Here is a 26,697-nt window from a genome sequence, read left to right as displayed (position 1 = left end):
ATCGGTTGCTGGTTCCAGAGTTTCATAACACTGTTATGAAACAATGTTATGAAACACTTGGGGGTATGGCAAGACCCGTCATTCATGATCAGCATGTCCAGAGCAGACTTCTTGCGGTCACCGCCGAGTTGGTGGACCGCGAGGGCCCGGCCCGTGTCACCCTGCGCGACGTCGCCGCAGCCGCCGGAACGTCCACCACCGCGATCTACTCGCTCTTCGGCGGGAAAGCGCAACTGCTGACGGCCGCCGTCGACCACGGTTTCCGTTCCTTCGGCGACTCCCAACGGGAGGCGGCCAAAGAAGGGCTGCTGGGATTGGGCCGCGCCTACCGCGCCTGGGCACTGGAACATACAGCCCTTTACCGCCTGATGTTCGGCGGCGCGTTGTCCGCCTATGTTGATTGCAGCCCGACGCCGGAAGTCGCCTCCGAGTCGATGCTCCCCTTGGTGGAAGCAGTGGTAACAGCCCAGCGGGCCGGTGCACTGCGCATGGACGATCCCACCCTGGTGGCCATGGCCATCTGGGGCCAAGTCCATGGGCTGGTCAGCCTGGAGCTGGCACAAATGAATGACCCGGCCACCGATTGGGCCGCAATATACGAGGCCGCACTGGACTCCGTTGCCCGCGCCTGGGTGGCCTCACCGGGTTCCTAGGCGTACACCTTCTCCAGGAATGCACCCCAGGCCTTGGCCGTGAGCTCTGAATCGCCGGAGCCGCTGAACTCGTGCACCGTCATGCCAACCGGAGCGCCGAACGCGTTCCGGCCGAAGAAGCGGTACATGGTGTCCCCAGTTCGGATGCCCAGGAAGTTCTTGTTCGAGAAGTCCACTTCCCCGCTCAGCCGGCCCACGCCGTCGAGGTCCGCTTCGAACGGCGAACCGGCGGCGGCACCATCCACACCCAAGGCCCTTTTCAGCTGCACGAAACCGTCGGGCGTCTGCGATGACGCGGGCGCCTGGATGTCAGTGAAGACCACCGGCTTGCCATCGAAGTACCGCAGGTACTGGCCCAGGGTGTGCAGGTAGAACTCGGTGTGTTTGCTGGCGCCGTCGTACTGTTCGTCCCAGTTGTCGGCAAAGATGCCACTGTGAACATAGTGCAGCTTGGCGCGGCCACCCTCAAGGGGCTCAAGGACGTGCTCCAACTGGTTGAACCAGCCATCAGGTCCATCCATCCGGGACACCAGGTGGCTGGGGTATTCCTCGGTGGTTTTGACGTCCGGCCATTGATCCGTGGGGAACATCCAAGCCGGAGTGTCCTTGGTGACAGCCTGCCACACGCGCTCGGGAGTGCCGGGCAGTTCGACGTCCGCTTCGATCTCGAATTTCCGGTTGTCAGTCATTGCTTTGATCCTTTTCTGCTGGTTGCTCCGGGGAGGCTTGGGTTGTTTTGAGAGCGGGGTGAAGTACGACGACGAGGCGGTGCTTGCGTGCGCCGCCCGCCTGGGCGGCAGCACCGCCGTCGTGGTACTTATCTACGAGTCGGGTCACCGCAACGCCGAGTTCTTCCGCGAATGCCGCGCGTTCGGCAGCAGAGCGGAAGGTGATCTCGCCGTCGATCGCGAAACTGGCCAGCTTCTTCTTGGCCACTGCAGCGCCGGCAATGAGTTTGCCCATTTCCTGCACCGTGCGGGAGGCCAGGGACAGCAACCAGAAAGCCGAGAACCGGTCCGAGAAACGGCGCGGATCTGGAGCCACGGAGGCCAACGCAACGGGCGAAATCAGGTAGGAGGCCGCCGTGGCGCGCAATACGCGCTCGGTGACGTTGCCTTTGCGGCGCTCCTCCACCAGCTCCACCAGCCCATGGCGCTCCAAGGCTTTGAGGTGGTAGTTCACCTTCTGCCTGGGCAGCCCCACCTTCACCGCCAACTGCGTGGCGGATGCCGGTTCCACAAGCTCCTGCAGGATGCGGGTGCGGATGGGGTCCAGCGAGGCTTCCGCCGCGGCCGGGTCCTCGATCACTTCGATGTCCAACATGCTCCAAGTATGGGTACCGACAACTTTTATTGTCAAGAACTTTTTTATGTTCGGTTAGCTCTTCCGTTGTGAGGCCCGCTCTGCGTGCTTCCCGTGTGATGAGGGGCGCAGAGCGGGCCCCTCAACGCCGGTAGAATTGGCACGTGATGCAATCCCCCCTCCCCGTGCGCGACGGCGTGAACGCTACCCGCCTGCGCCTGCCGGACGAGGGCCCGTGGACCACCGCCATGGACTACATGATGCACCGGTGGGGACACATAGATCCCCAAGGCATCGAGGACCGGTTCGACGCCGGCGAAATCGTGGGCGAGGGCGGCGTACCCCTGGACCGCAGCACCAAACTGGAGGACCATACCTTCATTTGGTACTACCGCACCCTCCCACCCGAGACACGGCTGCCCGTGGAAATCACCATCCTCCACCAGGACGAGCACATCCTCGTGGTGGACAAACCACACTTCCTTCCCACCACGCCCGGAGGCACCTACATCCAGGAATCCGCGCTGGTCCGGCTCCGGAACCTGCTGGACCTCCCGGACCTCATCCCCATGCACCGGCTGGACCGCATGACCGCTGGCCTGCTGCTGCTCTCCACCAACCCGGAAACGCGCGGCAAGTACCAGGTGCTCTTCGAGAAGCGCCAAGTCCAGAAAGAATACGAGTGCGTGTCCGCCGCCACGCCCGCGGTGGGCTATCCCGCCGTCGAGTTCCCAACAGTGGTCCGCAACCGCATGACCAAGTCCCGCAGCTACCTGCTCGCCGAAGTCATTCCCGGTGAGCCGAACGCCGAAACGCGCATTGAACAGACAAGAACGTTCGACGCCGGAACTCACCAGCGGGCGCTGTACCGGCTGGAGCCGCACACCGGAAAAACGCACCAACTCCGCGTGCATATGGCCTCGCTCGGGCTGGGAATCGTCAACGACGCCTTCTACCCGGACCTGCTGGACAAAGCCCCGGACGACTACACCAAACCCCTGCAGCTACTGGCCCGTGGCATCACCTTCGTGGACCCCATCAGCAAGCAGCGCGTGGAATACCGCAGCCAATTGGAGCTCAGCGAAGCCCACGGCTGACCCCTTTTGGGCGGCCCATTTCCTCCGCTGGCCACCCGGACTACCATGGGTTTGCTGGGCAGAATCCGGGAGTTCCCATGGAGCAATTCACTGAAGTGCCGGGCGACAGGACCGCTTCGATCCTCGCCTACTCTGCAGCTGGCGTGGGCGTAGCCGGCGTCCTGACACTCGGGGCAATGTACGCCGTGGAAGTCCCCAAAGGCGGCCCTTTTGTGTTCGGGGCCATCAACGACGCCACAGGAGCTGTGTTCAACGTGCTGGTCATCCCGGTGATCCTCCAAGTCCACAAGCGACTTCCACAAGCACCATGGACCGAGCCACTGAAATGGGTAACCGCTGCTGCCTGCGCGGCCGGGGCCACAAGCTCCGCGTTGCTGGTACTCAAGGTCATGGATTTCGGGCCATCCACGGCAGTTTCCGTGGCCGCCATCGTGATCCAAGGGCTCTGGTTCTTCGTGGCAAACAACAAACTTCTCCACGTTGATGACTACCCGAAGGGATTCGCGAAGCTGGGCCGGTTCATTGGCGGATCACTGTTGATCGGACTACCTCTTGCCGGCCTGGGCTTTCTTATCCCCGGCCCGGAGTGGCTCCGATACGCGGTCATGGGAGCGGGTTTCGTGGCCGGGGCATCATCGTGGGCGGCGTGGCCCTATTGGTACTTCAAGGCAGGCAAATTCCTTGGCCACAAGCGGGCCGTTGAGACGCCAAGGGGTGCCGCTCCGGAACCGGCCTGACCTTTGCGAGGTCAGCCTCCAAGCCCCGGTGAGGATTCAAGCACTGTGCGGAAGACCGCCGTCGTATCCTCTGAAAACAGCACGAACTCAACCACCTCAAGCGGGCTGTCCCCGGCACGTCCCGAAGAGGAGAAGGAGCCCACGGCGTCGAACGCAACCTGCGCTACCTGGCGGGCGTCCCAGCCATAAATTCCGGCGCTGATCGCAGGGAACGCCACTGATTGGGCACCAAGCCCCGCCGCCACGGTCAAACTTTCCTGAAAGCAGGAAGCAAGCAGCGCCGGATCTGTCTGCCCCGCGTGCCGGTTGGGCCCCACAGTATGGATCACCCAGCGCGCAGGCAACCGAAAAGCCGGAGTCGCCACTGCCGAACCTACCGGCAGGCCGTCCTGCAGTTGGGTTCGCCTCAGCTCGCGGCACGCCTCAAGCAGTTCCCCGCCCGCGGCCCTGTGGATGGCGCCGTCCACTCCCCCTCCACCGAGCAGTGACGAGTTGGCAGCGTTGACGATTGCGTCCACCTTGCGCGCAGTGATGTCACCGTGCAGAATCTCGATTCGCATGGCGCCAGTCTCACTCCGAAGCGGCAGACACGGCAAGTACGGTACCTTGTGCCCATGGACATCATCGCCCCGGAAACATGGGGATCCGCAATCTACCTGTGGATCGTCCCCATTGTGCTGGGCGACGCCATCTTCCCGCCCATCCCCTCTGAGATGGTGGTGATCACCGGCGGGGCGCTGGCAGCCGATGGCCACGCGAACTTCTGGCTGGTCCTTTTCCTGGCAGCTTTCGCTTCCTGGCTGGGCGATATGGCCGTATTTCTGCTGTTCAAACGGCGTATCAGCCACGTCCTGGACCGGTGGTCGTGGGGCCGCAGGGTCCACCGCGGTATCCACGAGGCAATAGCCAAAGCGGGACGATCCTCAACTTACGGCGCCATCATTGGCGCGCGCTTCATCCCCGGTGGAAGGCTCGCCACCTCATCCGCGGCCGGCATCGCCAACGTCTCCGTGCGAGGTTTCAGCCTGTGCGCCGGACTGGGCGCGGTGCTGTGGGCGGTGTGGCAGGTGGGTTTGGGGTACTTCACCGGTTCCACCACCAAGCTGCCTTTTTGGGCCAGTTCACTCATTGGAGTGGGTCTGGGTTTGGTGATCGGGGTGGTGGTGGGACTGATCGTCACCCGGCGGCGCGGCAACCGATCTCCCGTGGACGAACCGTTCGACGCCGACGAGCCCGGCGACGTGCCCCAGCCCGAGTAGGGCCGGGTCCTATAGCGGGGTTTCTAAACCGGTGACCAGCGTCCGCGGCTGCGACGCAGCACGTACAGGCTGCCGGTCAAAGCAACACGCTCGACGGCGTCACGCATCATGGCTGCCGACGTCCGGGCTTCCTGGTTCTCACCTGAGTAATCGCGGTCATCTACTGTGAAGCGGAGGCTGAGCTGGGGTACTCCCCCAACGATGTCCAGCTGATTGGATTCAACGTGGTGCCGGGTTTCCAGCGCTTCCACTGCTGCGGCCATCACCGATTCCGGTGGGTTGCCCGGTTTGAGGCCAGTGATCTTCAACTTGGTCTGAAACGACGGCATTCCACTACCCTAACGGTCTCTCACATCCCGCGCCCTCCAGCGGATCCCTCTCTCACCAGATGAGAGAGGGATCCGTCGATACCCCTCGGGATGTGAGAGAGGGTGCTAGCCGGTGTTGCGGAGGCCGGCAGCTACACCATTGACGGTGATGAGCATGGCCCGCTGGAGCCGCTCATCAATCTCGCCCCCGGACACCTGCTCCTCACGGACCCGCCGGAGAAGCTCCACCTGCAGGTAGCTGATCGGGTCCAGATACTGGTCACGGATTTCCAGTGAACGCTTGAGCGTGGGCTGGGCATCGAGCAGTTCAGTCTCGCCGGTGAGCCGCTCAATTTCGGCCACCGTGAGCTCGTACTCGTCCCGGATCATATGGAACAGCCGGTGCAGTTCCGTCGGGACCAAGGAGGAAACGTAGTGGCCCGCAATCTCCATGTCAGTCTTCGCCAGGGTCATCTCCACATTGGAGATGACCGAACGGAAGAAGTGCCAACGGTCCATCATTTCCAGGAGCTGTTCAGCATCTCCGGCCTCGCGGGCGGCCTTCAAACCTGAACCCACACCAAACCAGCCCGGAACGATCTGGCGGGACTGTGTCCAACCGAAAACCCAAGGAATGGCCCGCAGGCCACCCAGTCCAGCCCCTGAGTCCGGGCGCTTGGAGGGGCGTGAACCAATATTCAGCGAACCCAGCTGCTCTACCGGCGTGGAGGCCAGGAAGTAAGCCGGAAGCTGGGGATCATCAATGAGGGTGCGGTAGCGGGCGAACGCTGCGTCCGAGATGGTTTCCATGACGTTGGCGTAGCGCTCGCGCTCGTCCTCCGAGGTGCGCGGAGTGCGGTGCAGTGCCGAGCCCTGCATCACTGCGGCCAGGGAAAGCTCAAGGTTCTCGCGGGCAAGTTCAGGCAGGGAGTACTTGTCCGAGATGACCTCGCCCTGCTCGGTGAACTTGATTTCTCCTTCAAGCACGCCGTTTGGCTGGGCCATGATGGCATCGTAGGTAGGTCCGCCACCGCGGCCCACGGATCCTCCGCGGCCGTGGAAGAGACGAACCCGCACACCATGCTTGGCAGCCACGTCACGCAGTTTGCGCTGGGTTTTGTGGATTTCCCACTGACTGGTCATCACGCCGGATTCCTTGTTGGAATCGGAGTAACCCAGCATCACTTCCTGGATGTCCCCGCGAAGGCGGACCAGCTCACGGTAAGAGGGATCAGACAGCAGCTGATCCACAATCTCGGCCGAAGCCCGCAATTCTTCCACCGTTTCCAACAGTGGAGCGAACCCGATCTTGGCGTGGGGTTTGCCGCTGAAGAGATCTATCAACCCGGCCTCGCGGGCAAGTACTGCTGCAGCAAGAACATCATCGGCCCCGCGGGTCATGGAAATGATGTACGTTTCCACAACGTCCGGCCCGTAGGTATGCAAGGCCTGGCGGATGCTCCGGAAAACGTCATACGTTCCATCCGCAGTGCCCTCGAGCTTGATCGGGTGGCCGGAGAGAGGCCGGCGGGAAGCCAGCTCTGCCCCCAGGAAAGTGAAACGCTCCTGACGCGTCAACTCGCCGTAGGGCTTCTCGGTGCCGAGCCTGTCCACCAGCTGGCCCACAGCATCGTGGTGGTAATCGGCGTGTTCGCGGATGTCCAAGGTTGCCAGATGCAGGCCGAAGGCAGCTATCGCCCGGCGCACGCGGGCCAGGGCACCGTCCGCCACCAGCCCCGCCGAGTGATTCCGCAGCGAGGCCTCAAGCAATCCGAACTCCGCCAGCAACTCGGGGGTGGTTGCATAGTCCCGGCCCGGCTCGTGATAAGTGGATGCTGAAATCCGGCGGCCGGTGTTGATGAGCTTGGCCTTGATGCAGGTCAGTTTGAGCCTGTACGGCTCCTGCGCATTCAGTTCAAGGATTCGCTTGTCCAGTCCGGGGAGGTTCTTGAGGTCCGTGGCAATGGAATCCAGCAGCTCCTGATCGGCCCCAAAGAGCGCGGTGGAGTTGGAGAGCACCGAAATGAGTTCATCGATCAGGGCGATGCTGATGCGGACGGCGTTCTGGTTCTGCAACTGCAGGATCTCCCGGGTGACAGCGGCGGTAACGTTCGGGTTGCCGTCGCGGTCACCGCCGATCCACGAGCCGAACTTCAGGGGTGCTGCGGCAGCCGGAAGCGCGACGCCATGCTCGGCCAGGAGCTCCGAAAGATCCGTCAGCATTTCCGGCATGGCGTCGGTCAGGATGCTGTTCAGGTAGTAGATGGCATTCCGGGCCTCATCCACAGGAGTGGGACGCACTTGGCGGAGCTCATCGGTCTGCCACATCTGATCGATGATTTCAGCAAGTTGACGGTCCTGACGACGACGGGCTGAGGTCCCCTCCGCGGTGGGCTCGGCAAGGACGTCCGAAAGTTTACGGACCTTGTCCAGGACCGAACGGCGTGAGGCCTCGGTGGGGTGCGCCGTGAAAATGGGCCGGACATCGAGTTCGTTGATGACATCCTGCAGGACCTGCGGACCGGCCTGCCCGGCGATCTCCGAGACCGCTTTTGCCAGCCAACCGTCTTTTTCCTGCCGGGTACGCAGTCCCCGGACGCGGTGGACTTGCTCTGCGGCGTTGCTGAGGTGGAAGTAGAACGCAAAGGCGCGGACCAAGTCAGTCGCCTGGTCCAGCGGCAGGGAGGCGAGCAGTTCACGGACCTGGGCAACGACGTCGTGCGCGCTCCACGGGCCTGTGGCGTCCGCGCCACCCCGGGCGGCTTCCTTGGACTCCTTGGTCAGCAAGCGCACCTGCTCCACCAGCTGGAGCAACTCCGGGCCGTGTTGTCTTACCAGGGATTCGCCCAAGAGGGTGGAAACCCGGCGTACGTCGGCACGCAGTTCGGCGGCGAGATCGGTGTCTTGGTGGGCAGCGTGAACCATAGATACATACCTTCGGGATCTGGTGGGGCCCGTACACTGCGCTGGATACTGTGAGCCGGATTACTTGTTTCCTACGGGATCTTACCCGCACCGAACTCAACAAAAAGAATGCGTCTCAGAGTTTGGCGTCACCGGCTGGCTTCTTTACGGGCTGCGGGAACACAGTGCTTGAAAGACCATGCCTTATGCAGACAGGCCAATCGAATGCCTCTTCAAGGAGCGGTGGAGAACGGTGTCCAGGAGCCCCGGAGCATGGGCACTGAACATTCCAAAGCGCGCTTCTACTTCCAACACTGCCGGTCTGCCGTTCTGCAAGCGCCTGATGTCTACGCTGAATGGTCCGGTCAGTCCAAGGGCGGCAGCAGCAGAAACCGCCAAAGCGGCAACATCAGAGCCTGCAGGATCCTGGACTTTCCGGGCCTGGACCGTCCTGGAACCACTCCTGGTGGCTTCACCAACGGCTTTCTCGAGGACCACCAGAACATCATCCGGATCCGTGTGTTGTCCGTGGCGAAAACCTGCTGAAGCGTACTCAGTGCCGGGCGCAAACTTTTGGACCATCCACGAATCGTCCAGGCTGGCCCAGAAATGCGCGGCCCGGACACCGGCGTCGGAAGTGCGGTCCAGCAACCTGATGCCTCGGCCGTCACGTGAAATGCGGGGCTTGACCACCAGCGGACCACCCAACGAATCCATGGCATCATGCACAGATCCCAGAGCACTCGGCAGACCAAACTTAGGAACGCTCACCCCCGCCGCAGCGAGGCAGGTCATGGTGAAGTATTTATCCTGAGCTGCTTTTACCGGCGCAGGATCGGCTATGACCACACGAACTCCAGGGGCGAAATCGTCCCGGGCCTCGGAAACCACCACCAGCTCCGCGCTCATGGTGGGGATGAGGATTTCAGTCCCGTACTTAGCCACCAGGCCCCGCAACTCCCACAGGTAGCCCGGAGCGTCCGGGGGCGAAACGATGGAGACAACGTCCGCAACGCCGCGATGGGTAGGCAGCACGTCCACCCCCAGCACCCAGTGCCCCTTTGCCTTCAGCTGCCGGGCAAGGGACGAACCGGCCGGGTTGGCGATGCCCGTCACCAGCACACGCGACATCAGAGTGCCCCTGCTGCAGCTAACGGACTCGAAGGTTCCTCCACGCGGTAGTCCGTCTTTGCTTTCATTTCTCACCTTTAGGGATAGTGCACGCCACCCGGGATCGGGTCTTGCCAAGGGATGAGTGCACCGGTGGTGAAATTCATGACGCAATGCGCAGGACTATTCGCGTCAGTACACGGCAGAAAACCTTTTCGAGGCCACACCTTGTCCGCTCAACGAATAGGTGAGAACCCCTTCATCCTTGTCCCCGTGGCCGTGGTTCCGTTTGGAGACTGTTCCGATCTGAAAGTGAAGATCGGCGGGCTGAACGGAGTCGGAGGAGCAACTGACCACGCTCCTGCCCTCGAATGAGCAGTTCCACCCCTCCGGAGCCTTCACGGAATCTTCTACTATCCAAGAGCTCTTCTCCACCGAGAACACCGCCTTGACGGTACGCAAAGTGCGGGATCCGGATACTTTGAAGTCAATTTCCATAACTGTGAAGTGACGTTCCCTGTCCCCGGCACGGCGCACTGAGGCATCAACAACAACCGGCGGGACTGTTGATGGAACTACCACTGGCACTGCAGATGGGGTGGCGACGGTTGGAGGGGCAGGGGACGCCGCAGCCGGTGGTTCCGCGGGAGTCGTCGGCACGGGGTTCGCCCCTGCCGGCTCCTGTGGCTCGGGCGGCACGTCAACGAGTTGCACGTCCACTGGTTGCGGCACGACCGGAGACACAACTGTTTGGGGGGCGGCAGGAGCCGGCGTGCTTGTTGGTGACGGCACGGGAGTGACGGGCGTTGTGTCTCTGGGAGAAACTGCGGATTCCACAGCACGCTGCTGGGTGTATGAATCCGGGGTCAAGTGGTCAACGACGCCTAAGGCCCCCAGCACGAGTCCCAGGGCGGTTGTTGCAACGAGCGCCATCAGCGCAGGTTGCGCCAGGGCCGGGACAGCCCCGGCCATCTTTGCGGGCACCATACTGCCCATCATTCCAAGTCCGGCCCCTTTTCCCGCCCACAGCGCCGCGGGGATCCCGGTAACCAGCGGTAGGAGGACTGCCCGCATGGTCCCCTGAACATCCCTCAATTCCGCAAGAGCCGCCGTGCAGGCAGCACAACCGTCAAGGTGCTCGCGGATCCTGCGCTCAGTGGCACTGGACACTCCACCGCGGATGTAGTTACCGAGCTTCGAAGAGTACTCAGAACACTTGCTGTCAGCCTGGTCCGCAACGTGGAATTGCAGGTACTGCCTCCTCAGGCCTTCACGGGCACGAAGGGCGAGCGCCGATACTGCGTTTGCGGACAAACCAAGGATGGGTGCCACGGCTGCAGGTTTCATGCGTTCGACGTCCAAATACCAGAGCACGGCCTGCCACCGTTCAGGCAAGGCGCGGAACGCCTTGGCTACCGTGTGTGACTCGAAAGCGCCGATTGCCGGATCCACATCTGCCAGCGTCTGATCCAGGACGGAATCATCACCGCTGGGAAGTACCCTGCCGGCTTTTCGATTCCGTTGGTGGGATAACCGGGAAACTGTTGACAAGAGGTACGCCCTGAAAAACGTATCCGGCCCTTTTCCGGACACGAGGCTTTGCAGAACGGACTGGAAAGCCTCAGCCACCACATCCTCAGCATCGCTCTGGTTGTCCACGTTGCGTCTGGCAACCTTGGACGCGACCTGGACGTGGCGTTCGTAGAGTCCGTCAAATGCAGACATATCTCCGCTGCGGACCAATTCAATGAGCTGACCGTCGTCGAAGCTGATTTTGTTGCTCGCATGTGACACCCGTGCCATGGATGGCACCCCCAAACCGTAGAAAACTCTGCCCATACATATGGAGTGTGCGTTCCACCCGAGTCGTGACGCCTGTTTGTACACAGTCTTTTACAACGATTCCGGGAGCCGGACTCCGTCACGAATCGGTACTTTTGTGCACTGTTGGGTTATGACATCGTTCCGGACAAAATCAACTGTCGAACGCACCTTTTCGCAGCACCATCTGCTGCACAGGTGGCGGACCACCAGTTACCAAAAGGGTTGGCGGTACCGGGCGGATTGGTTCCTGCCGGAAGTCCGGACAGTGGTCATTTCCCTCGCCAGTGACGCAGTGGTTCCCGCCCCTGCCGCTAAGTCACTGGGAGCTGCACGCGCCAAAAACGGCGTCAGCATCAGGGAAACCCTCAACGACTTCAGAGCCCTGTTCACCGCAGCCGAGCAGGCGCTCGATGTGGAGGCGCTCCTCTCCATAGCCGAAGGCTGGGCCGAAGTGGCAGAAACCGCACCCGCGCTTTCCTGCACTGACGTCTACACGGGGTTGGCAACCCAAGCCCACTTTCAACGACGGATCCATGAAGTATCCGCTGCGGAGTGGCCAGGCAGTTATGCGTTGGCAATCATCTCCCTTCCCCGGCCCCGCGGGAGCCGCAGCCATTGCTGGACACTGCTGGCCCGCCTCGGAGACCTCGTCAAGGTGGAGCTGCAAGGAACCGGCGCCACCGCAATGTATCAACACTCCGCCGTCCACATCCTTTTTTCCGTCAGCGAAAGCAACCTGACGCGACTGGTGGAATGCAAGACTGCCCTCGAAGCCTTGGGCGATGGCAGCCTTTGCCCTTCGGGAATGAAGTTCTATCCGCTTTCCGGGGGCCCTGAAACGGCTGTCATTACGGCCGCGCGGGATGCGTCCTTCTAGCTGGTTTGACCGAAATCAGTTCCGCAGCGTAACGAACCGCGCACTGCGGACACTCACCTTGTGACGGACACATCCCAAGGATTCTAAGGACTTTCCCATCATGAACAACCAGATCCATCTAAGAACCATGTCAATGGTGACGGCTTTGCTGGCCGCTGTCATGGCTGTCCTGGGGCTGGGGCTCTCGGCCCTGCCAGCCAGTGCTGAGGAGATCCAGGATGCGGAGATTACGCTCAACACCAGCTCCGTGGTTACTAAACAATGGGACCAAGTGGACCTGAGCTGTACATGGTCCGTCCCGGACAACTCGCAACCCGGGGACACGTTCACTTTGCAGCTTCCTGCTGAACTTCGGTGGTTCGGCGCTTCTACCTTTGACCTGAAGAACCCCGACGGCCAGACCGTAGCATCGGCTGCAGCAACCGATGCCGGCCTAGTGGTCTTTACGCTTACGGACTTTGTAGCCTCGCATCCGCTGAACGTGGGCGGAACCTGTTCGTTCGCCACCCAATACTCCGTGGATCCGGACACGGGAGGAACACAGGACCTCAGCTTCGTGTTCGGCGAGACCGTGCTCCGCATTCCCGTGAACATTGAGCCGTGCACGGAAAACTGCCTTCCGGAGGTACCCACATCTGCCGGAAAGTCGATGTGGTGGGCAGATCCTGCCCAAACAGAACTTCAATCGATCATTTACATGCCGCCTATGCCGTCCGAAAGCAACGATGTTGTAGTCACTGATGTCCCCGCACCCGGCATGGTGATCGACTGCAGCCGTGTAACACCCCGTGTGGGGATGGTGCGGGGAGTTGCCGGCAACATTGTTGAACCCTTCGACGACGAGCAATATCCAGCCACCATCGATTGCACTCCCCAGTCACTCACCGTCAGCTGGACCGGCCTCCCCAAGGGCGAAAACGTTGAGCTCTTCGTGATGACCACAGTCTCCGATGATTCTCGGGACGCCTACGAAAATAGCGGAACAGTGACCATCTCGGGCGAGGAAATCCCTGTAGGGGCCCAAACGCGCCGGAGCAGTGCCAGCGGAACGGGGCAAGGAACTGCCATCCCGACGCCTACGGCAACGCCTACCCCGAGCACTACGGCAACCCCCACGCCGTCCCCGAGCAGTGCCTCAGCAACCCCCACGCCGGAACCAACCACCAGCAGCCCCGTAGTTGTTGTTCCACCCACAGAAACCACTCCACCAGCCCAGGTGAACGTACCGATTCAACCAAACGAACCGGTCCAGGCAACCACTCCATCTCCGGTTGGCACTCCAGGACAGCTGGCTGAGACGGGTGCGAATGGCCAGGCATTCCTCTTCCTGGCCGGGGCGTTGTTGGCCGTGGGATCTGCGCTCGCCTTGATGGGAGCCCGCAGATACAGGCGCGGTTCGCACTAGGGAGGAAAACGCCTTTCGAGGCAGTACGGCGGCAAGGGCCTGGCAGGTGGTGAGGGTCCAACAGTCGCCGTCCATCAGACCCGGCTCGCGCTGGCATGGTTTCAGGGCCAGCGCGAGCCGATCCAAGGTAGCGGAGTTCTCTCTCGGCCCGGAAGAATTCAGGGAATGCGTATGCCCGGCGCATAGTTGAGGCAAGTGCAACTGAAGCGAACACCAGCCGAGGAGAACCATGAGCTCGCCCACTACCGCAACCGATGCCCAGCATGCCCGTTGGGAGCGGTTCCGTGCAGGCCGACATTCAGCCCTTGCCACGGAACACGGATGGTTGACGCTCACCTCTTTCCAGTGGCTTGAGTCCCAGCCGTCCCGGATGGAACTGGTCCCTGGCCTTTGGTCTACCGATGGCACTACGGCTTTCCTCACGGCGAGCGCAGCGGACGGATTGACTGTGGTTGAAACAGGTCAGGTGGTGGAGGGAACCATCAAAGCCACATTGCAGGACGAAGAGTCGCTCATGTGGGTGCAGTACGGTGGCGACGACGGCAAGCAGGTTGTGGTGGAACTTGCCATGCGTGCGGACAAGTATGCCCTCCGCACCCGGGACAACGGCTCGCCTGTGTTGACTGGGTTCACTGGTGTCCCCACGTATGAGTACAGCCCGGATTGGGTGATTCAAGGCCGGTTTGAGGCTTACGCCGAACCCGTGGACGTACCGATCGGCACGGCGAATCCCTTGGTGGATGGCGTCCACCGGTCAGTGGGTGAGGTGGTGTTCCGTGTCCCGGGTGTTGCCCACGAAGTCCGGCTTCACGCGGAAGCGGAGAAGCTGGGCGCCCTGAACGTGACTTTCCATGATGAAAGCAACGGCGAAACCACGGATGAATGGCGCAAGGTTTTCATTCCGCGTCCCCGTCCGGACGGTTCGGTGATCATCGATTTCAACCGCGCAATCAACTACCCCAGCGCCTTCACTCCATATGGCACCTGCCCTATGCCCGTCCGTGGAAACTCACTGGACGTGCGGGTGGAAGCGGGAGAGAAGCTTCCGCAGGAGTGAGGGCAGGGCCTAGGTAATGGCTGAAACCCCTGTCACTGCCCGGCCAACAATCAATGAGTTGATTTCGTAGGAGCCTTCGTAGGTGAAGATTGCCTCGGCATCGGCAAAGATCTTGGCAATGCGGTAATCGGTGACAATCCCGTTTCCGCCCAGGATGGACCGGCCCAATGCCACGGTTTCCCGCATCCTGGCGCTGCAGTAGGCCTTGGCGAGCGCCACCTGCGCCATTTCGGCGCCACCGTGGCGCTCCCCTTGGGCGTCTGTGAAGATGTCCTCCTGCAACTGCGCTATGCGGACCATCATCCCCATGCTGGCCACCGCGTTGCCGAGCATGTCCACCAGGTGTTGTTGGACCAGCTGGAACTTGGCCAGTGGCTTGCCGAACTGCATGCGCTCGACGGCGTATTGCCGGGCGACGTCGAATGCAGCCAGTTGTTGGCCTACTGCTTGCCAGGCAACCATGATGCGGGATCCGCGGAGGAGATGGTTGGTGTCCACGAAGCTGCTGATGCCGGCGAAGCGGTCCGCTTCAGCTACCTCAACGTCCTCAAAGACGATGTCGGCGTTCTGCACCGTGCGTAGGGCAATTTTGTTCTCGATCCGGCTGCGTGTGATGCCCGGCAGGGAAGCATCAACAATGAAGGCACGTACGGAGCCGTCTGATTCGTCCTTGGCCCACACCAGCATGTAGTCGCAGAACGTCCCGTTGCCAATCCAGCGTTTGGCGCCGTTGATCACCCAGTAATCGCCGCCGTCGGATTCTGGCCGCTCAACCCGGCGTGCGGTGGTCTCCATCCCGCCGGCGACGTCGGACCCGTGGTTCGGTTCTGTGAGGGCGAAGGCTCCGGTGGTGCGAAGGTTGGAGGCGTCGTCGAGGTAGCGGTCCTGTTGCTGATCGCTGCCGAAGTCGTACAGGGATTCCACGAAGAGATCGTGGTGGACCATGAAGAACGTGGCGATCGAGGTGTCCACGCGTGTCATTTCCGCGATCACCAGTCCAGCGAACAGGTGCGTGTACCCGCGCTGGGCTGGCGCGCTGAGCCGGAGGGCCGCGAGTTTGGGAAGGATGTGTTCCGGGAACTCCGCCTTCTCCCACCATTGCCCGGCGTAGGGGGCGATCTCGGAGGCAAGGAATGCCCGGAGTTCGTTGAGCTTCCGCTGTTCCTGGACGCTGAGCAGCGACTCGAAGTCAAAGAAGTCGGCAGAAGGAAGGTCCGCGCAGCTGGCATCCCCCATCATTTGAGTCCCATGCGGATGGCGCCATCGAGCCGGATGGTTTCCCCGTTGAGCATGGCGTTCTCCACGATGTGGGCAGCCAGGTTTGCGTATTCCGCGGCACGGCCGAGGCGTGCGGGGTGTGGAACCTGCTGTCCAAGAGAGTCCTGGGCCGCCTGGGGAAGTCCGGCCATCATGGGCGTTTCAAAGATGCCGGGCGCAATGGTGGCCACCCGGATCAGGGAACGGGCGAACTCTCGTGCCAGGGGCAGCGTCATGGCTGCAACCGCGCCCTTGGAAGCGGCGTACGCGGGTTGGCCGATCTGGCCTTCGAAGGCGGCAACGGATGCGGTGTTGATGATGACGCCACGTTCGGGCCCGCCCAGTTCCGTAGTGACAGGCTCGGTTTCCGCCATGGCCGCGGCGGCCAAGCGAATCACGTTGAAGGTGCCTACAAGGTTGATCTGGATGACCTTATTGAAGGTTTCCAGCGGCAGCACGCCATCACGGCCAAGGACTTTTCCGGGTGTCGCAATGCCTGCGCAGTTGACCACGATCCGGAGCGGCCCCATGGAGTTTGCGGCATCGACGGCGGCCTGGATTTGGGATTCATTGGTCACATCCGCCGGGGCGAAGACCGCACGCTGCGCCTCGCCCGCATCCAGGGCATTCAGCTCGGCGGCGTAGGACTGACCTGCTGATTGCGGCAGGTCAACCAGCACCACCGATGCTCCGGCGTCGTACAAGCGCCTGGCGGTGGCGGCCCCCAGTCCTGATGCCCCACCGGTTACCAGCGCTACAGTGCCCTTGATGTCCATTCATCCTCCTTGATGCAGACCCAGATCCGTTAATGCATGTTAACTGGAATTGTGGTCCAGCGCACATTTCCAGCCCCGCTAGGCTAAAGACATGTCCAGCCAGATCCAGCCAAACGGAACACCGGCCCCCACCAAAGACGCCGCCGAGTGGGCAGCGCGCGCCAACCAGGCGGCCCGATCAGTAACCCGCAGCTTCGGCAGGCGCTTCCTCTTCCTGCCCGGCACCCACATTGGCGCAGTAAGCCTGCCCAGCAGTTCCCTTAAGAGCCTCTCCGGCCCCTGGCACTATTGGTGGCAAGCGCACTACGTGGACTGCCTGGTGGATGCCGGCCGCCGCGAGCTCGCGGGGAAGACAAAGTTCGACGGCGGCTCCCGGCCGAGCGCCGGCAGGCTCGCTTCCCGGCTGGTCACCACCATCCGGTTGCGGAATCTGTTGCGGTTCGTCAACGACTATTACGACGACATGGCGTGGCTGGCCCTGGCGACGCTGCGTTTGGAGAAGCTGGCCGAAGAGACCCGGAAACCCGGCCGCCGGAGGAACGCGTACGTCCAAAAGAGCCTGACGCTGCAATTCGATTCGGCATCTACTGACGACTTTGGCGGTGGCACGTTTTGGAGCACCAAACGTGACTTCAAGAACACGCCGGCCACAGCCCCGGTTGCCCTGTACTACGCCCGGACCGGCCACACAGAGCGTGCACAGCAGTTGGTGAACTGGCTCAACAGCAAACTCCTTCACCCCGAACGCGGTATTTATCAGGACGGGGTTCGGATCAAAGAGGGCGGGTTGGCGGTTGATACGGCCATCTACACCTACAACCAAGGCCCGGTCCTGGGCGCGTTGCTGGAGTTGGGTGGAGAAGACAATCTGCGCAGGGCAGACCTTTTGGTGGACGCCGTGAAACGGGAACTCACGCTTCCCGGGATGGAGGTCATCCGCGGCGAGGGCACGGGCGATGGCGGTCTTTTTACCGGCATCCTGCTCCGCTACCTCGCCCTGGCTGCCCGCGATGGCAGGCTTCCGGCCCCAACACGGGACACCGCCAAGTCCCTGGTTCACAGCACTGCTGAAGCGTTCTGGGCAGGCCGCCGTGTCAACACGGGCAATCCCAGCCGGGGCACACCCGCGATCGTGTTCTCATTCGACCCCCAGCGGCCGGCAGCCGAAACCTATCCGGCGGGGGCCGCCGTCGAGCTTTCCACCCAGCTGCAAGCCTGGATGGCGCTGGAAGCCGCGGCCACGCTCTAATTGCCGCTGGAGCCGGGACGTTTCCGCTGTGGGTACGGAGTTTCGTGGCGGGCAAGCATTTCCACAAAACCTTCGATCTTGCGTGCCCGGGTCTCAGCCCGTTTGACCCCGTTGGTGCGGTGAATGAGCGCGAAGCGGTTTTGGGACGTCAGGCACTCGAACATGGCCTGGGCCTCCGGGACTGCGGCAATGGCGGCTGCGAGATCGTCCGGAACCACCGAATCCGCCGGCCCGGCATAGGCGGCTTCCCAGCGGCCATCAGCTTTTGCAGCTTCCACGGCGGCACGTCCGGCGTCGGTCATTCTGCCCTCGGATTCCAGACGCGCAATGTGCCCCACGTTCCGCGCCGACCAGATACTCCTGCGGCCCCGGGGTGTCATGCGCTGGAAGTAACTTTCGGCGTCGCGGCTCTTTGCCTGGCCGTCGATCCAGCCGAAGCACAGGGCTTCGTCCAGCGCGGCGTCGTAGTCCAACTCTGTGACCGTGCCGCCCTTCTTGTGCAGGATCAGCCACACGCCGGGGCTCTCCGCTCCGTGCGCTGCAAGCCAAGCACGCCATTGGGCGCCGTCTTGGACAAGAAGTTCTTCAAGTTCAGTGGCCATGGGTTCAGCATAGGCTTTGATGAGGACCCACCCAGGAGGACCAATGTTGCGAGCCCGACCCACCCACTACACCTCACACCCCCGGCAGTGGGCCACGCTGCTGACCGCACTCGGACTGGTGAAGACCGTGGACGAGGATGACTGGCAGGAGTTCGACGCCGGTTCGGGTCGCCTTGCGGTGGCCTCAGTGGTTCACGGCCACCCACTGGATGGCTCCACGGTTTTCGGTGTGGAGGTGGGTGATGTGCAGGAGTTTGCCCGGCGCACTGAGGAAGCAGGGACCCAGGCCGAACTCCACGAGGCAGAGTCCGGAACCACGGTACAGATCTCCACCGACGACGGCTTTGACTTCTTCGCTTTCCCCGCACAACGGGCAGCGGATGGCACCTGGGCCACATCCAAGGAGGCTGAGCCGGCGCTGACGGTGGTAGCCACGTGGGTCAGCCCTCTTGTGGGCCTTGCGGCCAACGATCTGAGGAACATCGGCGCCCGACCGCGCACCGAGGACGACGAATCAGCCACTTTCACCACCAAGAATGGTGGCATCCTCCAGGTCATTCACGGCGCGGACGCCACCAACGGGGACTTGGCCTTTGAGTACGACGGCGATCTGGAACCGCTGCTGGCGCGGCTCAAGGCTGCGGACATTGAGGCCAGGATCAGCGAGGATGTCCTGTACATCGCCAATCCTGACGCCTCAGGTGGCGCGGCGCCGGCGTCGATCGTGGTGGAAAGCCCACCGGTTGACCGAAAGCCGGCACCGCAAGCGAGCTAGAACAGCTAGTTCAGCTGTTCTCCAGCGCACCGTCACATAGACGGGCAACAACCTCGGTGAGCATGGTAAGCCCGGCCACGATGTCCTGGTCGGTGGTGTATTCGTGCTCGTTGTGGGAGATGCCATCAACGCTGGGCACGAACAGCATCACGGTGGGAACGATGTCCTTCATGTTCGTGGAGTCGTGCCCGGCGAGGGTCATCACTTCCTTGTTGGACAGCCCCAGGTCCGCGGCAACCTTGGCTGCGAGCTCCACGCCTTCGGGCTGGTACGGGGTGACGGCCCAGGAGTGTGAGTGGTTTTTCTCTACGGTGACGTTGGCCAGCTGTTCGATCTCCGTGATGCGGGCGTGCAGCAGGGCGTCGGCCTCGGCCAGGACGGCTTCGTCGGCGCTGCGCAGGTCCAGCAGGAGGTTCACGCGGGACGGCACCACCACGGGCGAGTTGGGGTACACGTTGAGCTGACCCACTGAGGTGTGCAGGACACCCGGGAAGCGGTCGGCGAGTTCGCGTGCCGCAACCACCAGCATCGAGGCGCCCAGGAGGGCATCCTTGCGGTCCGCGATCACCGTGGAACCGGTGTGTGCCTGCTCTCCGTGAACCACGAACTCGTACTTGTTGGCGGCCCAGTTGGAGCTGACCAGCCCGATGGTGACGCCGTCGCGCTCCATGCTGCGGCCCTGCTCGATGTGGATCTCGGCGCAGTACGCTGCCTCCGGCCCCTCGTACGTTCCGCGGCAGCCGATCGCGTCCAAGGCATCGCGCACGGAGACCCCGGCGGCGTCCTTGGTGTTGAGGGCGTCCTCGAGTTCCAGCTTGCCGGTGTAGACGGACGAGCCCATCATGGACGGCTTGAAACGGCTGCCTTCCTCGTTGAACCAGTTGACGACGGCGAGGTTGAACGTGGGTGCCGTTGCGCCGGCTTCCCAGCGGGCGGCCAAGCGGAATGCGGCGTGGGCAGCAGCGAGGACGCCATACGCGCCGTCGTAACGTCCCGCCGTCGGCTGTGAATCCATGTGTGAGCCGACCACCACGTAGGGCGCACCGGGCACGGCTTCGTAGAGGCCCCACTGGTTGCCGGCGTGATCGAACTTCACCGTGAAGCCGTGCTCCTCCAGGAGTCCGGCGAGCCAGCGGCGCTGCTCGCCGTCGGGAATGGTTGCGGCTTGGCGGTCCACGCCGCCGTTCTCCGTGGCACCGAAGGCACTCATGGCGCGGAAGTCCTGCACGAAGGCGGTGTCCTGGGTGGTGAAACTGGTGGTGATGGTCATGGTCTCCCCTATGAGCTTTGGGTTGCTGATACGCGGTTCGCTGAAACACGGGCCGCAAACGGACTTTCCGGGGAAAGTGCCTCGTGGAAGTGGGTCGATTGGTAGGTAAAACGGCCTCCGACGGCAGTGGCCAGGACCTGCAGTTCGCTGATGGAAGGTGCCTTCAACGGTGAAGCGGACAGGACGGCGAAGTCGGCAAGCTTGCCCGGTGTCAGCGTGCCTTTCTCGGCCAGGGTCCCCGTGGCTGCGGCGGCCCCGGAGGTGTACGTGGCCAGTGCCTGGTGTGGGGTGAGGCGTTCGGCCGGGTTACCGAAGACAGCCCCGGACCCGGTCCTGCGGTCCACGAACGCCTGCATGCCGCGGAGCACGTTCCCATCGGCAACAGGCCGGTCCGAGCTGCCCGCGAGCATCACTCCTGCGTCCAGGAAACTGGCTGCGCGGTAGGCCCACGGCAAACGGTCCGGCCCGAGGGACGCGGTCATGCCGTCCCCACCGTCGCGGAAGAAACTTGCCTGAGGTGTCACGGCGATTCCTGCGTCCGCGAGCCTCGCCAGCTGCTCGGGGCGGGTCATGGAGGCGTGTTCGATCCTATTGGGCAAACGGCGCTGCCCATACACGGCCTGGCAGTCGGTGATGATATCCACGGCCAGGTCAACGGCCCGGTCCCCGATGGCGTGGGCCGCGATGGACCACCCGGCGGCGTAGGCGGCCTCGATGCGTTCCCGCAACTGGGCCGGGTCCGCTTGGAAGTAGCCGACGTTGCCCCTGTTGTCCTTGTGCCCGTGGCTGCAGAACTCGTGGCTCACGGCCGCGGTTTCTCCCAGGAGCGAGCCATCCAGGAACACCTTCGCGGGGCCCAGGGACAGGTACTCGTTCCCGAAGCCGCTGGTGATGCCAAGGTCCAGCCCGGCCGGTGCGGCACCAGCACTGTCAGAAGCATGACCGCCCAGGCCATGCAGCACATCGAGCACGGGCATGACCTGTGCCCGGGCATGCAACCGGCCGTTGGCGGAGGCGCTCTGGTAGGCAGCAAGTTCGGCGGGGCTGTGCCCGATCCAGCCGCCGCCCACCCCGGCCTCGGTGAAACTCGTGATGCCCTCGGAAGCGTAATACAACGTGGCCCTCTCAAGGGCGGCCTCGATGTCCTCCAGCGAATACGGCAGGATCAGCTGCTGGATCAGTTCCTGGGCCGTCTCCTGAACCAGTCCCGTGGGATGTCCCGCTGCGTCGCGGACGATCGCTCCGCCGTCGGGATCCGGGAACGACGGCGACTCCGCACCTGCCAGCCGCAACGCGGCTGTGTTGACCACGGCCATGTGCCCGGAGTTGTGCCGCATGAACAGCGGCCGCTCCCCCGTGATGCGGTCCAACTCGACGATGTCCGGGAAGACCCCGCCGTGCTGGGTCTGGCTGAAGCCGGTGGCGAAGAGCCAGCCCTCGACGTCGGTCCCGGGGTTGGCAACAACGCCCCGAAGCAACTCATAGAGCTCCTCCAAACCGCGGGCACCGGAGACGTCCAGTTCCGCCAGGCCAAGCCCGAACCACGTGGTGTGGCAGTGGGCATCGATGAAGCCTGGGGTGACGATGGCACCGCCAAGATCGAGCACCTGAACAGCATCCAAGCCATCCAGATCCTCGTCCAAGCCCACGATGCGGCCCTGCCAGATGCCCAGCGAACCGGCCACCGGGCGGTCCGGATCCATGGTGATGATCTCTGCGTTCCGCAGGAGGAGGTCGAGTTTCATGTCCGGTTCTAGCGGTGGGAGGTGGTGACGGATTTGATGCGCGTGTAGTCCTCAAGTCCGTAGACGGAGAGGTCCTTGCCCGTGCCTGAATGTTTGAATCCGCCGTGGGGTGCTTCGGCCGGGATCACCTGGTGGCAGTTGATCCAGACGGCCCCGAAGTCGAGCTCGTTGGATACGCGGGTCACCACGCCATGGTTCTCGGACCACACGCTGGAGGCCAGCGCGTACTTGGTGCCGTTGGCGAGTTCGATCGCTTCTTCCTCGGTGGCGAACGGCTGGACGGTCAGCACGGGGCCGAAGATTTCGTCGCACACCACCTCGTCGCTCTGGAAGACGCCGTCGATCACCGTTGGCTCGAAGTGGAAGCCGGTTCCGGTGCGCTTGCCGCCGGAGAGGACGCGGGCATTGGCGGGCAGGCGGGACATGAAGCCCTCTACCCGCTCCAACTGCGCGGCACTGTTGAGCGGGCCAAGATCCGCATCGGAACCGCCCACCTTCAAGGCAGAGGCGGCGTCAGCCAGGGCTGCTGCGAACTCCGTATGAATGTCCTGGTGCACCAGTACGCGGGTCACCGCAGTGCAGTCCTGCCCGGCGTTGAAGAAGGCAGCCAGGGCGATTTCGCTGGCAGTCCGCTGGATATCGACGTCGGCAAACACCACAGCGGGCGCCTTGCCGCCAAGCTCCAAGTGCACGTCCTTGAGCGTCTTGGACGCCGCGGACATGACCTGCGCACCGGCCCGGGTGGAGCCAGTAATGGACACCATCTCCGGGATGTCATGGTCCACCATCGCAGCACCGGCTTCGCGCCCGCCGCACACGATGTTCACTACGCCGGCCGGGTAGACCTGCTGCGCCAGTTCACCCAGGACCAGCGTGGACCAAGGGGTGGTATCGGCAGGCTTGAGGACCAAGGTGTTGCCCGCTGCGAGGGCCGGACCAATCTTCCAGATGGCCATCATGAACGGGTAGTTCCACGGGGTAATCTGGGCCACCACACCGATGGGTTCACGCCGGATGGTGGACGAGAAACCCTCCACATACTCGGTCTGCGCCGTACCGGAAACCACCCGGCACGCCCCGGCGAAGAAGCGCAGTTGGTCCGCGCCGCGCAGGATTTCGAGCTCTTTGGTGAGGGCGGAAGGCTTGCCCGTGCAGGCAACCTCAGCCTCGAGCAGACGGTCAACGTTCGCCTCGATGAGGTCGGCCAGCTGCAACAGCAGCGACTGGCGCGTTCCCGGCGTCGTGCGCTTGTAGCTCTTGAAAGCTGCGGCAGCGGCCTGGAAAGCGGCGCCGACGGCGGCCGCGTCACTGTCCGGCGCGGTGCCGATCTGCTGGCCCGTGGCGGGGTCGAAGAACGGCAGGCTGGCCGTGGCGCACACGGACTCGCCGTTGATGATGTTCTGAAGCTGGATCACGGTGAGGGCTCCGGTCAGTGTGTTGAAGTCTTGGGGGAACGCGTGGTGGGGTCCTGCGGCAGGTGCAACAGGGCCGGGAGGCCGGAGTCGACGGCGCGGCGGAACGCGGCCGCGAAGTCTTCCGTGCGGTCCACACGCTCGCCGTAACCGCCGTAGGAGCGGGCGAGTGCGGCGAAGTCCGGGTTGGTCATGTGGGTGCCGGACGGGCGGTCCGGGTAGTGCGCTTCCTGGTGCTCGCGGATGGTGGCAAAGATGCCGTTGTCCACCACCAGGACAATGAACGTGGCGCCGTAGCCCATGGCCGTGGCGATCTCCTGGCCGTTCATCATGAAGCAACCGTCGCCTGCCACGGAGATGACCTGGCGGCCCGGGTAGGCGAGCGAGGCTGCCACGGCTGCCGGGATACCCATGCCCATGGCGCCGTTGCGCGGAGCGGCCAGGGAGTTGGCCGAGTTGTGGTCCAAGTACCGGGCGGGCCACAGGGCGTGGTTCCCGGCACCAAAGGTGAGGACGGCGTTGTCAGCCATTTCCTTCTTGAGGACCTCCATGGCGACCCCCAAGTCGACGCCAATGCCGCCGTCGGGCGCTGGCGTGGAGAAGGCGAGCTGATCGGCGCGGGCGCTGGCGAACCAGCCTTCCTCGCGGTTGGCCTCCACAGCCGTGGCGGGGAGGGCCGCAGCGAATGCGGTGACGTCCGCGATGATGTGCTGGTCCACGCGGCCGAAGTGGCCCAGGAGATTGGCGTCCGCGTTGACCACTACGGTTTCTGCGTCGAGTCCGCGCTTGTAGCCGTCGGAGAGGACGTCGCCGCGGACGCATCCAACAAAGACGATCAGATCGGCGTCGTCCAGGCGCTGGGCGTTGGCGTCGCTGCGGCCGTAGCCAAGGAAGCCGGCGTAGGCGTCGCTGCGGTGCGGGACGGCGTCGTAGGCGCGGAAGTCGGCCACCACCGGGATGCTGTTACGGCTGGCCCAGGCGGACAGCTGCTCGCCGGAGTCCTGCGTCCAGCCTTCACCGCCGACGACGATGAGCGGCTTGCGTGCCTTCTCCAGTTTTTGGGTGAGGCCTGACAGGTCCGCCGCGGCAGGCTCCGGACGGGCAACCTTGCGGGGTTCCACCGTGGCGTTCTCCACGACGTGCACCAACACGTCTTCCGGGAGGCCGATCACCACGGGGCCGGGGCGTCCGCTCAGGGCGGTGAAGATGGCGTCGTCCACCACGCGGGCGGCGGAAGCGGCGTCGTCGAGGGTCACTACCTTCTTGGCGGTGCTGCCGAACCAGGCGTTGATATCGAATTCCTGGAAGGACTCGCGGCCCCGGTCGGCCACCGGAATCAGGCCGACGAACAGGATGAGCGGAGTGGCGTCCTGGTAGGCGGTGTGGATGGCGATGAAGGCGTTGGCTGCACCCGGACCCCGGGTCACCATGGCAACGCCCGGGAGCTCAGTCAGACGGCCTTCGGCGAGTGCCATGAACCCGGCACCGCCTTCCTGGCGGGCCACCACGTTCTGGATGGGCGAGCCGTGCAGGCCGTCAAGGACGTCGAGGAAGCTCTCGCCGGGAACGGTGTACACACGATTGATGCCTGCCCGTTCGAGTTGGCCAACAATCAAGTGACCTGCGGTAGTGGTGCTCAATGCTTCATTCCTTCTTCTTTGATGGAAAGGGCGGGGAGGAACAGACCGGACAGTGCGGTCAGTACGGACACAACCAGCAGGATGATGGCGCCCGGCCAGAAGGAGTTGTTGGCGGCCACCAGCGCGGTGGCGATCAGCGGCACGAAGCCGGAGATGACGCCTGCGGTGTTGGAGGTGATGGCGACGCCGGTGTACCGGACTTTCGTAGCGAACAGGGCAGTCAGCGCGGTGCCGGACACGGCGTACGGGATGGAGAGAACTGCGACGCCAATCATCATGCCCAGGACAACCAGCACGGGGTTGCGGCTGTCGATGGCCAGGAAGACCGGGACCGCGATGATGGCCGAGGCCACGCCGCCCCACAGGATGACCTTGCTGGCGCCGAACTTCTCGCCCAGGCGTCCGGCCCAGATGAGGGCGCCGATCTCCAGCGCTGCAGCAAGCAAGGTGCCCAGGAGCAAGAGTTCAGAGGGCAGCTTGAGGACCTTGGTGCCGTAGAAGACCACAAAGCTGGTGATGAGGTAGAAGCCACCGATGCCTAGCAACGCCGAGCACATGCCCACCAGGATCTGGCGCCAGCTGTTCTTCAGGACGCCGCGGATGGGAGCGTGTTCGGTCTCGCCGGACTCCATGAGGGCTTCGAATTCGGGTGATTCGCTGAGCCGGCTGCGGATCCACAGGGAGATGGCAAGCAGCGGGATGGCTGCGATGAAGGGGATGCGCCAGCCCCAGGCGTCAAAGTTGCTCTGGCCCACCAGGAACAGCATGCCGAAGAAGCCACCGGAGGACAGGATGGTGCCGATCGGGGAACCGATCTGCGGCAGGGCGGCGTAACGTGCGCGCTTCTCCACCGGAGCATTCTCGACGGCGATAATCACCGCGCCGCTCCACTCACCACCCACGGCGAGGCCTTGGACGATGCGCAAGGCAACCAGCAGGATGGGAGCTGCCAGGCCGATGGTCATGTAGTTCGGCAGGAGACCGATGAGGCCGGTGACAATACCGATGCCCACGATGGTGACCATGAGGATCTTCTTGCGGCCAACCTTGTCTCCAAGGGCACCGAAGATGAAGCCACCGATCGGGCGGGCAACGAAGCCCACCGCGAGAGTGGCGAAGGATCCCATGGCCGCCACGAAGGGGTCCTGGGACACGAAGAACTGTGCGTTGAACACCAGCGCAGCGGCTGTGGTGAAAAGGAAGAAGTCGTACCATTCCAGCGCCGTCCCTACGAGGGCGGCCAGGGCCACCTTCTTGGTGACGCTTTCATCGACGACGCGTGCTGCCGTGGGACTGGCGTCCGTGGCTCCGCTGACGGTGCTTGCCATAGTTGCTCCATGAGTGCGAACGGGACCGGACGTTGGGGTTTGCCCGGGCATATTTGTGTGACTCAATCCATAGTGCCAGTAGTTTTTCCCAAAAAGACTAGCAATCCACC

The 26,697-nt window shown here is 63.2% G+C and carries 24 protein-coding genes; 9 read left to right on the top strand and 15 right to left on the bottom strand.

Annotation, left to right across the window (positions count from 1 at the left end; all coding sequences use genetic code 11):
• Window positions 1-65: 65 nt before the first annotated feature.
• The gene (locus ABI796_RS03720) at window positions 66-653 is read left to right on the top strand and encodes a TetR-like C-terminal domain-containing protein (RefSeq protein WP_246095757.1); all 588 of its coding nucleotides are present in this window, start codon (window positions 66-68) and stop codon (window positions 651-653) included.
• On the opposite strand, the gene ABI796_RS03715 is transcribed toward ABI796_RS03720, so the two are convergent.
• Together ABI796_RS03715 and ABI796_RS03710 are read right to left on the bottom strand one after the other, a co-directional pair.
• Window positions 650-1,342, bottom strand: coding sequence for an SRPBCC domain-containing protein (locus tag ABI796_RS03715; RefSeq protein ID WP_141283181.1), 693 nt, complete (start codon window positions 1,340-1,342; stop codon window positions 650-652). The two genes, ABI796_RS03720 and ABI796_RS03715, sit on opposite strands and share 4 nt — an antisense overlap.
• On the bottom strand, window positions 1,335-1,976 hold the full coding sequence (locus ABI796_RS03710; protein WP_141283182.1) for a helix-turn-helix domain-containing protein: 642 nt from the start codon (window positions 1,974-1,976) through the stop codon (window positions 1,335-1,337). The genes ABI796_RS03715 and ABI796_RS03710 overlap by 8 nt, the downstream gene beginning before the upstream one ends.
• Window positions 1,977-2,122: 146 nt before the next feature.
• Between ABI796_RS03710 and ABI796_RS03705 the strand changes: the two genes are divergently transcribed.
• Window positions 2,123-3,052, top strand: a complete 930-nt coding sequence (locus ABI796_RS03705; RefSeq protein WP_141283318.1) for an RluA family pseudouridine synthase — start codon at window positions 2,123-2,125, stop codon at window positions 3,050-3,052.
• Between the two features lie 77 nt (window positions 3,053-3,129).
• Window positions 3,130-3,789, top strand: coding sequence for a hypothetical protein (locus ABI796_RS03700; RefSeq protein ID WP_141283183.1), 660 nt, complete (start codon window positions 3,130-3,132; stop codon window positions 3,787-3,789).
• Between the two features lie 11 nt (window positions 3,790-3,800).
• On the opposite strand, the gene ABI796_RS03695 is transcribed toward ABI796_RS03700, so the two are convergent.
• Window positions 3,801-4,349 (bottom strand): O-acetyl-ADP-ribose deacetylase, encoded by a 549-nt coding sequence (locus ABI796_RS03695; protein WP_141283184.1) that lies wholly within the window; start codon window positions 4,347-4,349, stop codon window positions 3,801-3,803.
• Window positions 4,350-4,403: 54 nt separating this feature from the next.
• On the opposite strand from ABI796_RS03695, the gene ABI796_RS03690 reads away from it, so the two are divergent.
• Window positions 4,404-5,048: a DedA family protein gene (locus ABI796_RS03690; RefSeq protein WP_141283185.1), complete on the top strand. Its 645-nt coding sequence runs from the start codon at window positions 4,404-4,406 to the stop codon at window positions 5,046-5,048.
• Between the two features lie 23 nt (window positions 5,049-5,071).
• Here ABI796_RS03690 and ABI796_RS03685 read toward each other — a convergent pair whose 3' ends face one another.
• The 4 genes from ABI796_RS03685 to ABI796_RS03670 form a co-directional block, all read right to left on the bottom strand.
• Window positions 5,072-5,377, bottom strand: a complete 306-nt coding sequence (locus tag ABI796_RS03685; protein ID WP_141283186.1) for a hypothetical protein — start codon at window positions 5,375-5,377, stop codon at window positions 5,072-5,074.
• Window positions 5,378-5,482: 105 nt separating this feature from the next.
• A complete protein-coding gene (gene ppc, locus ABI796_RS03680) occupies window positions 5,483-8,281 on the bottom strand; it encodes a phosphoenolpyruvate carboxylase (protein ID WP_141283187.1) in 2,799 nt (932 codons plus the stop codon).
• 183 nt (window positions 8,282-8,464) lie between these two features.
• Window positions 8,465-9,391, bottom strand: coding sequence for an ATP-grasp domain-containing protein (locus tag ABI796_RS03675; protein ID WP_141283188.1), 927 nt, complete (start codon window positions 9,389-9,391; stop codon window positions 8,465-8,467).
• 171 nt (window positions 9,392-9,562) lie between these two features.
• On the bottom strand, window positions 9,563-11,173 hold the full coding sequence (locus ABI796_RS03670; protein ID WP_141283189.1) for a sigma-70 family RNA polymerase sigma factor: 1,611 nt from the start codon (window positions 11,171-11,173) through the stop codon (window positions 9,563-9,565).
• Window positions 11,174-11,324: 151 nt separating this feature from the next.
• Here ABI796_RS03670 and ABI796_RS03665 point away from each other — a divergent pair, with 151 nt between their 5' ends.
• From ABI796_RS03665 to ABI796_RS03655, 3 genes are all read left to right on the top strand, one after another.
• Complete coding sequence (locus ABI796_RS03665; protein ID WP_141283190.1) at window positions 11,325-12,071, top strand: hypothetical protein; 747 nt, start codon at window positions 11,325-11,327, stop codon at window positions 12,069-12,071.
• 100 nt (window positions 12,072-12,171) lie between these two features.
• Window positions 12,172-13,476 carry an Ig-like domain-containing protein gene (locus tag ABI796_RS03660; protein WP_170224902.1) on the top strand — a complete coding sequence of 435 codons (1,305 nt, stop codon included), beginning with the start codon at window positions 12,172-12,174 and terminating at the stop codon, window positions 13,474-13,476.
• 229 nt (window positions 13,477-13,705) lie between these two features.
• Window positions 13,706-14,533, top strand: a complete 828-nt coding sequence (locus ABI796_RS03655; RefSeq protein WP_141283192.1) for a DUF1684 domain-containing protein — start codon at window positions 13,706-13,708, stop codon at window positions 14,531-14,533.
• A 9-nt stretch (window positions 14,534-14,542) separates the two neighbouring features.
• Here ABI796_RS03655 and ABI796_RS03650 read toward each other — a convergent pair whose 3' ends face one another.
• Window positions 14,543-15,772, bottom strand: coding sequence for an acyl-CoA dehydrogenase family protein (locus tag ABI796_RS03650; protein WP_141283193.1), 1,230 nt, complete (start codon window positions 15,770-15,772; stop codon window positions 14,543-14,545).
• Window positions 15,769-16,566, bottom strand: a complete 798-nt coding sequence (locus ABI796_RS03645; RefSeq protein WP_141283194.1) for an SDR family NAD(P)-dependent oxidoreductase — start codon at window positions 16,564-16,566, stop codon at window positions 15,769-15,771. Before ABI796_RS03645 ends, ABI796_RS03650 begins: the two co-directional genes overlap by 4 nt.
• 91 nt (window positions 16,567-16,657) lie before the next feature.
• Between ABI796_RS03645 and ABI796_RS03640 the strand changes: the two genes are divergently transcribed.
• Window positions 16,658-17,815 (top strand): glycoside hydrolase family 76 protein, encoded by a 1,158-nt coding sequence (locus ABI796_RS03640; protein WP_141283195.1) that lies wholly within the window; start codon window positions 16,658-16,660, stop codon window positions 17,813-17,815.
• Here ABI796_RS03640 and ABI796_RS03635 read toward each other — a convergent pair.
• Window positions 17,812-18,417 (bottom strand): YdeI family protein, encoded by a 606-nt coding sequence (locus tag ABI796_RS03635; protein ID WP_141283196.1) that lies wholly within the window; start codon window positions 18,415-18,417, stop codon window positions 17,812-17,814. The genes ABI796_RS03640 and ABI796_RS03635 overlap by 4 nt on opposite strands.
• Window positions 18,418-18,460: 43 nt before the next feature.
• On the opposite strand from ABI796_RS03635, the gene ABI796_RS03630 reads away from it, so the two are divergent.
• On the top strand, window positions 18,461-19,192 hold the full coding sequence (locus ABI796_RS03630) for a hypothetical protein (RefSeq protein WP_141283197.1): 732 nt from the start codon (window positions 18,461-18,463) through the stop codon (window positions 19,190-19,192).
• Between the two features lie 10 nt (window positions 19,193-19,202).
• Here ABI796_RS03630 and ABI796_RS03625 read toward each other — a convergent pair whose 3' ends face one another.
• Genes ABI796_RS03625 through ABI796_RS03605 form a run of 5 tightly spaced genes read right to left on the bottom strand, consistent with a single transcriptional unit; the run spans window position 19,203 to window position 26,587 of the window.
• Window positions 19,203-20,462, bottom strand: a complete 1,260-nt coding sequence (locus tag ABI796_RS03625) for a M20 family metallo-hydrolase (protein WP_141283198.1) — start codon at window positions 20,460-20,462, stop codon at window positions 19,203-19,205.
• A gap of 8 nt (window positions 20,463-20,470) precedes the next feature.
• Window positions 20,471-22,207, bottom strand: coding sequence for an amidohydrolase (locus ABI796_RS03620; protein ID WP_141283199.1), 1,737 nt, complete (start codon window positions 22,205-22,207; stop codon window positions 20,471-20,473).
• An 8-nt stretch (window positions 22,208-22,215) separates the two neighbouring features.
• The gene (locus tag ABI796_RS03615) at window positions 22,216-23,622 is read right to left on the bottom strand and encodes a gamma-aminobutyraldehyde dehydrogenase (RefSeq protein ID WP_141283200.1); all 1,407 of its coding nucleotides are present in this window, start codon (window positions 23,620-23,622) and stop codon (window positions 22,216-22,218) included.
• Window positions 23,623-23,636: 14 nt separating this feature from the next.
• A complete protein-coding gene (locus tag ABI796_RS03610; RefSeq protein WP_141283201.1) occupies window positions 23,637-25,259 on the bottom strand; it encodes a thiamine pyrophosphate-dependent enzyme in 1,623 nt (540 codons plus the stop codon).
• The gene (locus ABI796_RS03605; protein WP_090824798.1) at window positions 25,256-26,587 is read right to left on the bottom strand and encodes an MFS transporter; all 1,332 of its coding nucleotides are present in this window, start codon (window positions 26,585-26,587) and stop codon (window positions 25,256-25,258) included. Before ABI796_RS03605 ends, ABI796_RS03610 begins: the two co-directional genes overlap by 4 nt.
• Window positions 26,588-26,697: the final 110 nt, after the last annotated feature.

Source organism: Paenarthrobacter aurescens (genome assembly GCF_041549525.1).
Taxonomy (GTDB): Bacteria; Actinomycetota; Actinomycetes; order Actinomycetales; family Micrococcaceae; genus Arthrobacter; species Arthrobacter aurescens.
This window is presented reverse-complemented; position numbering and strand designations above follow the sequence as displayed.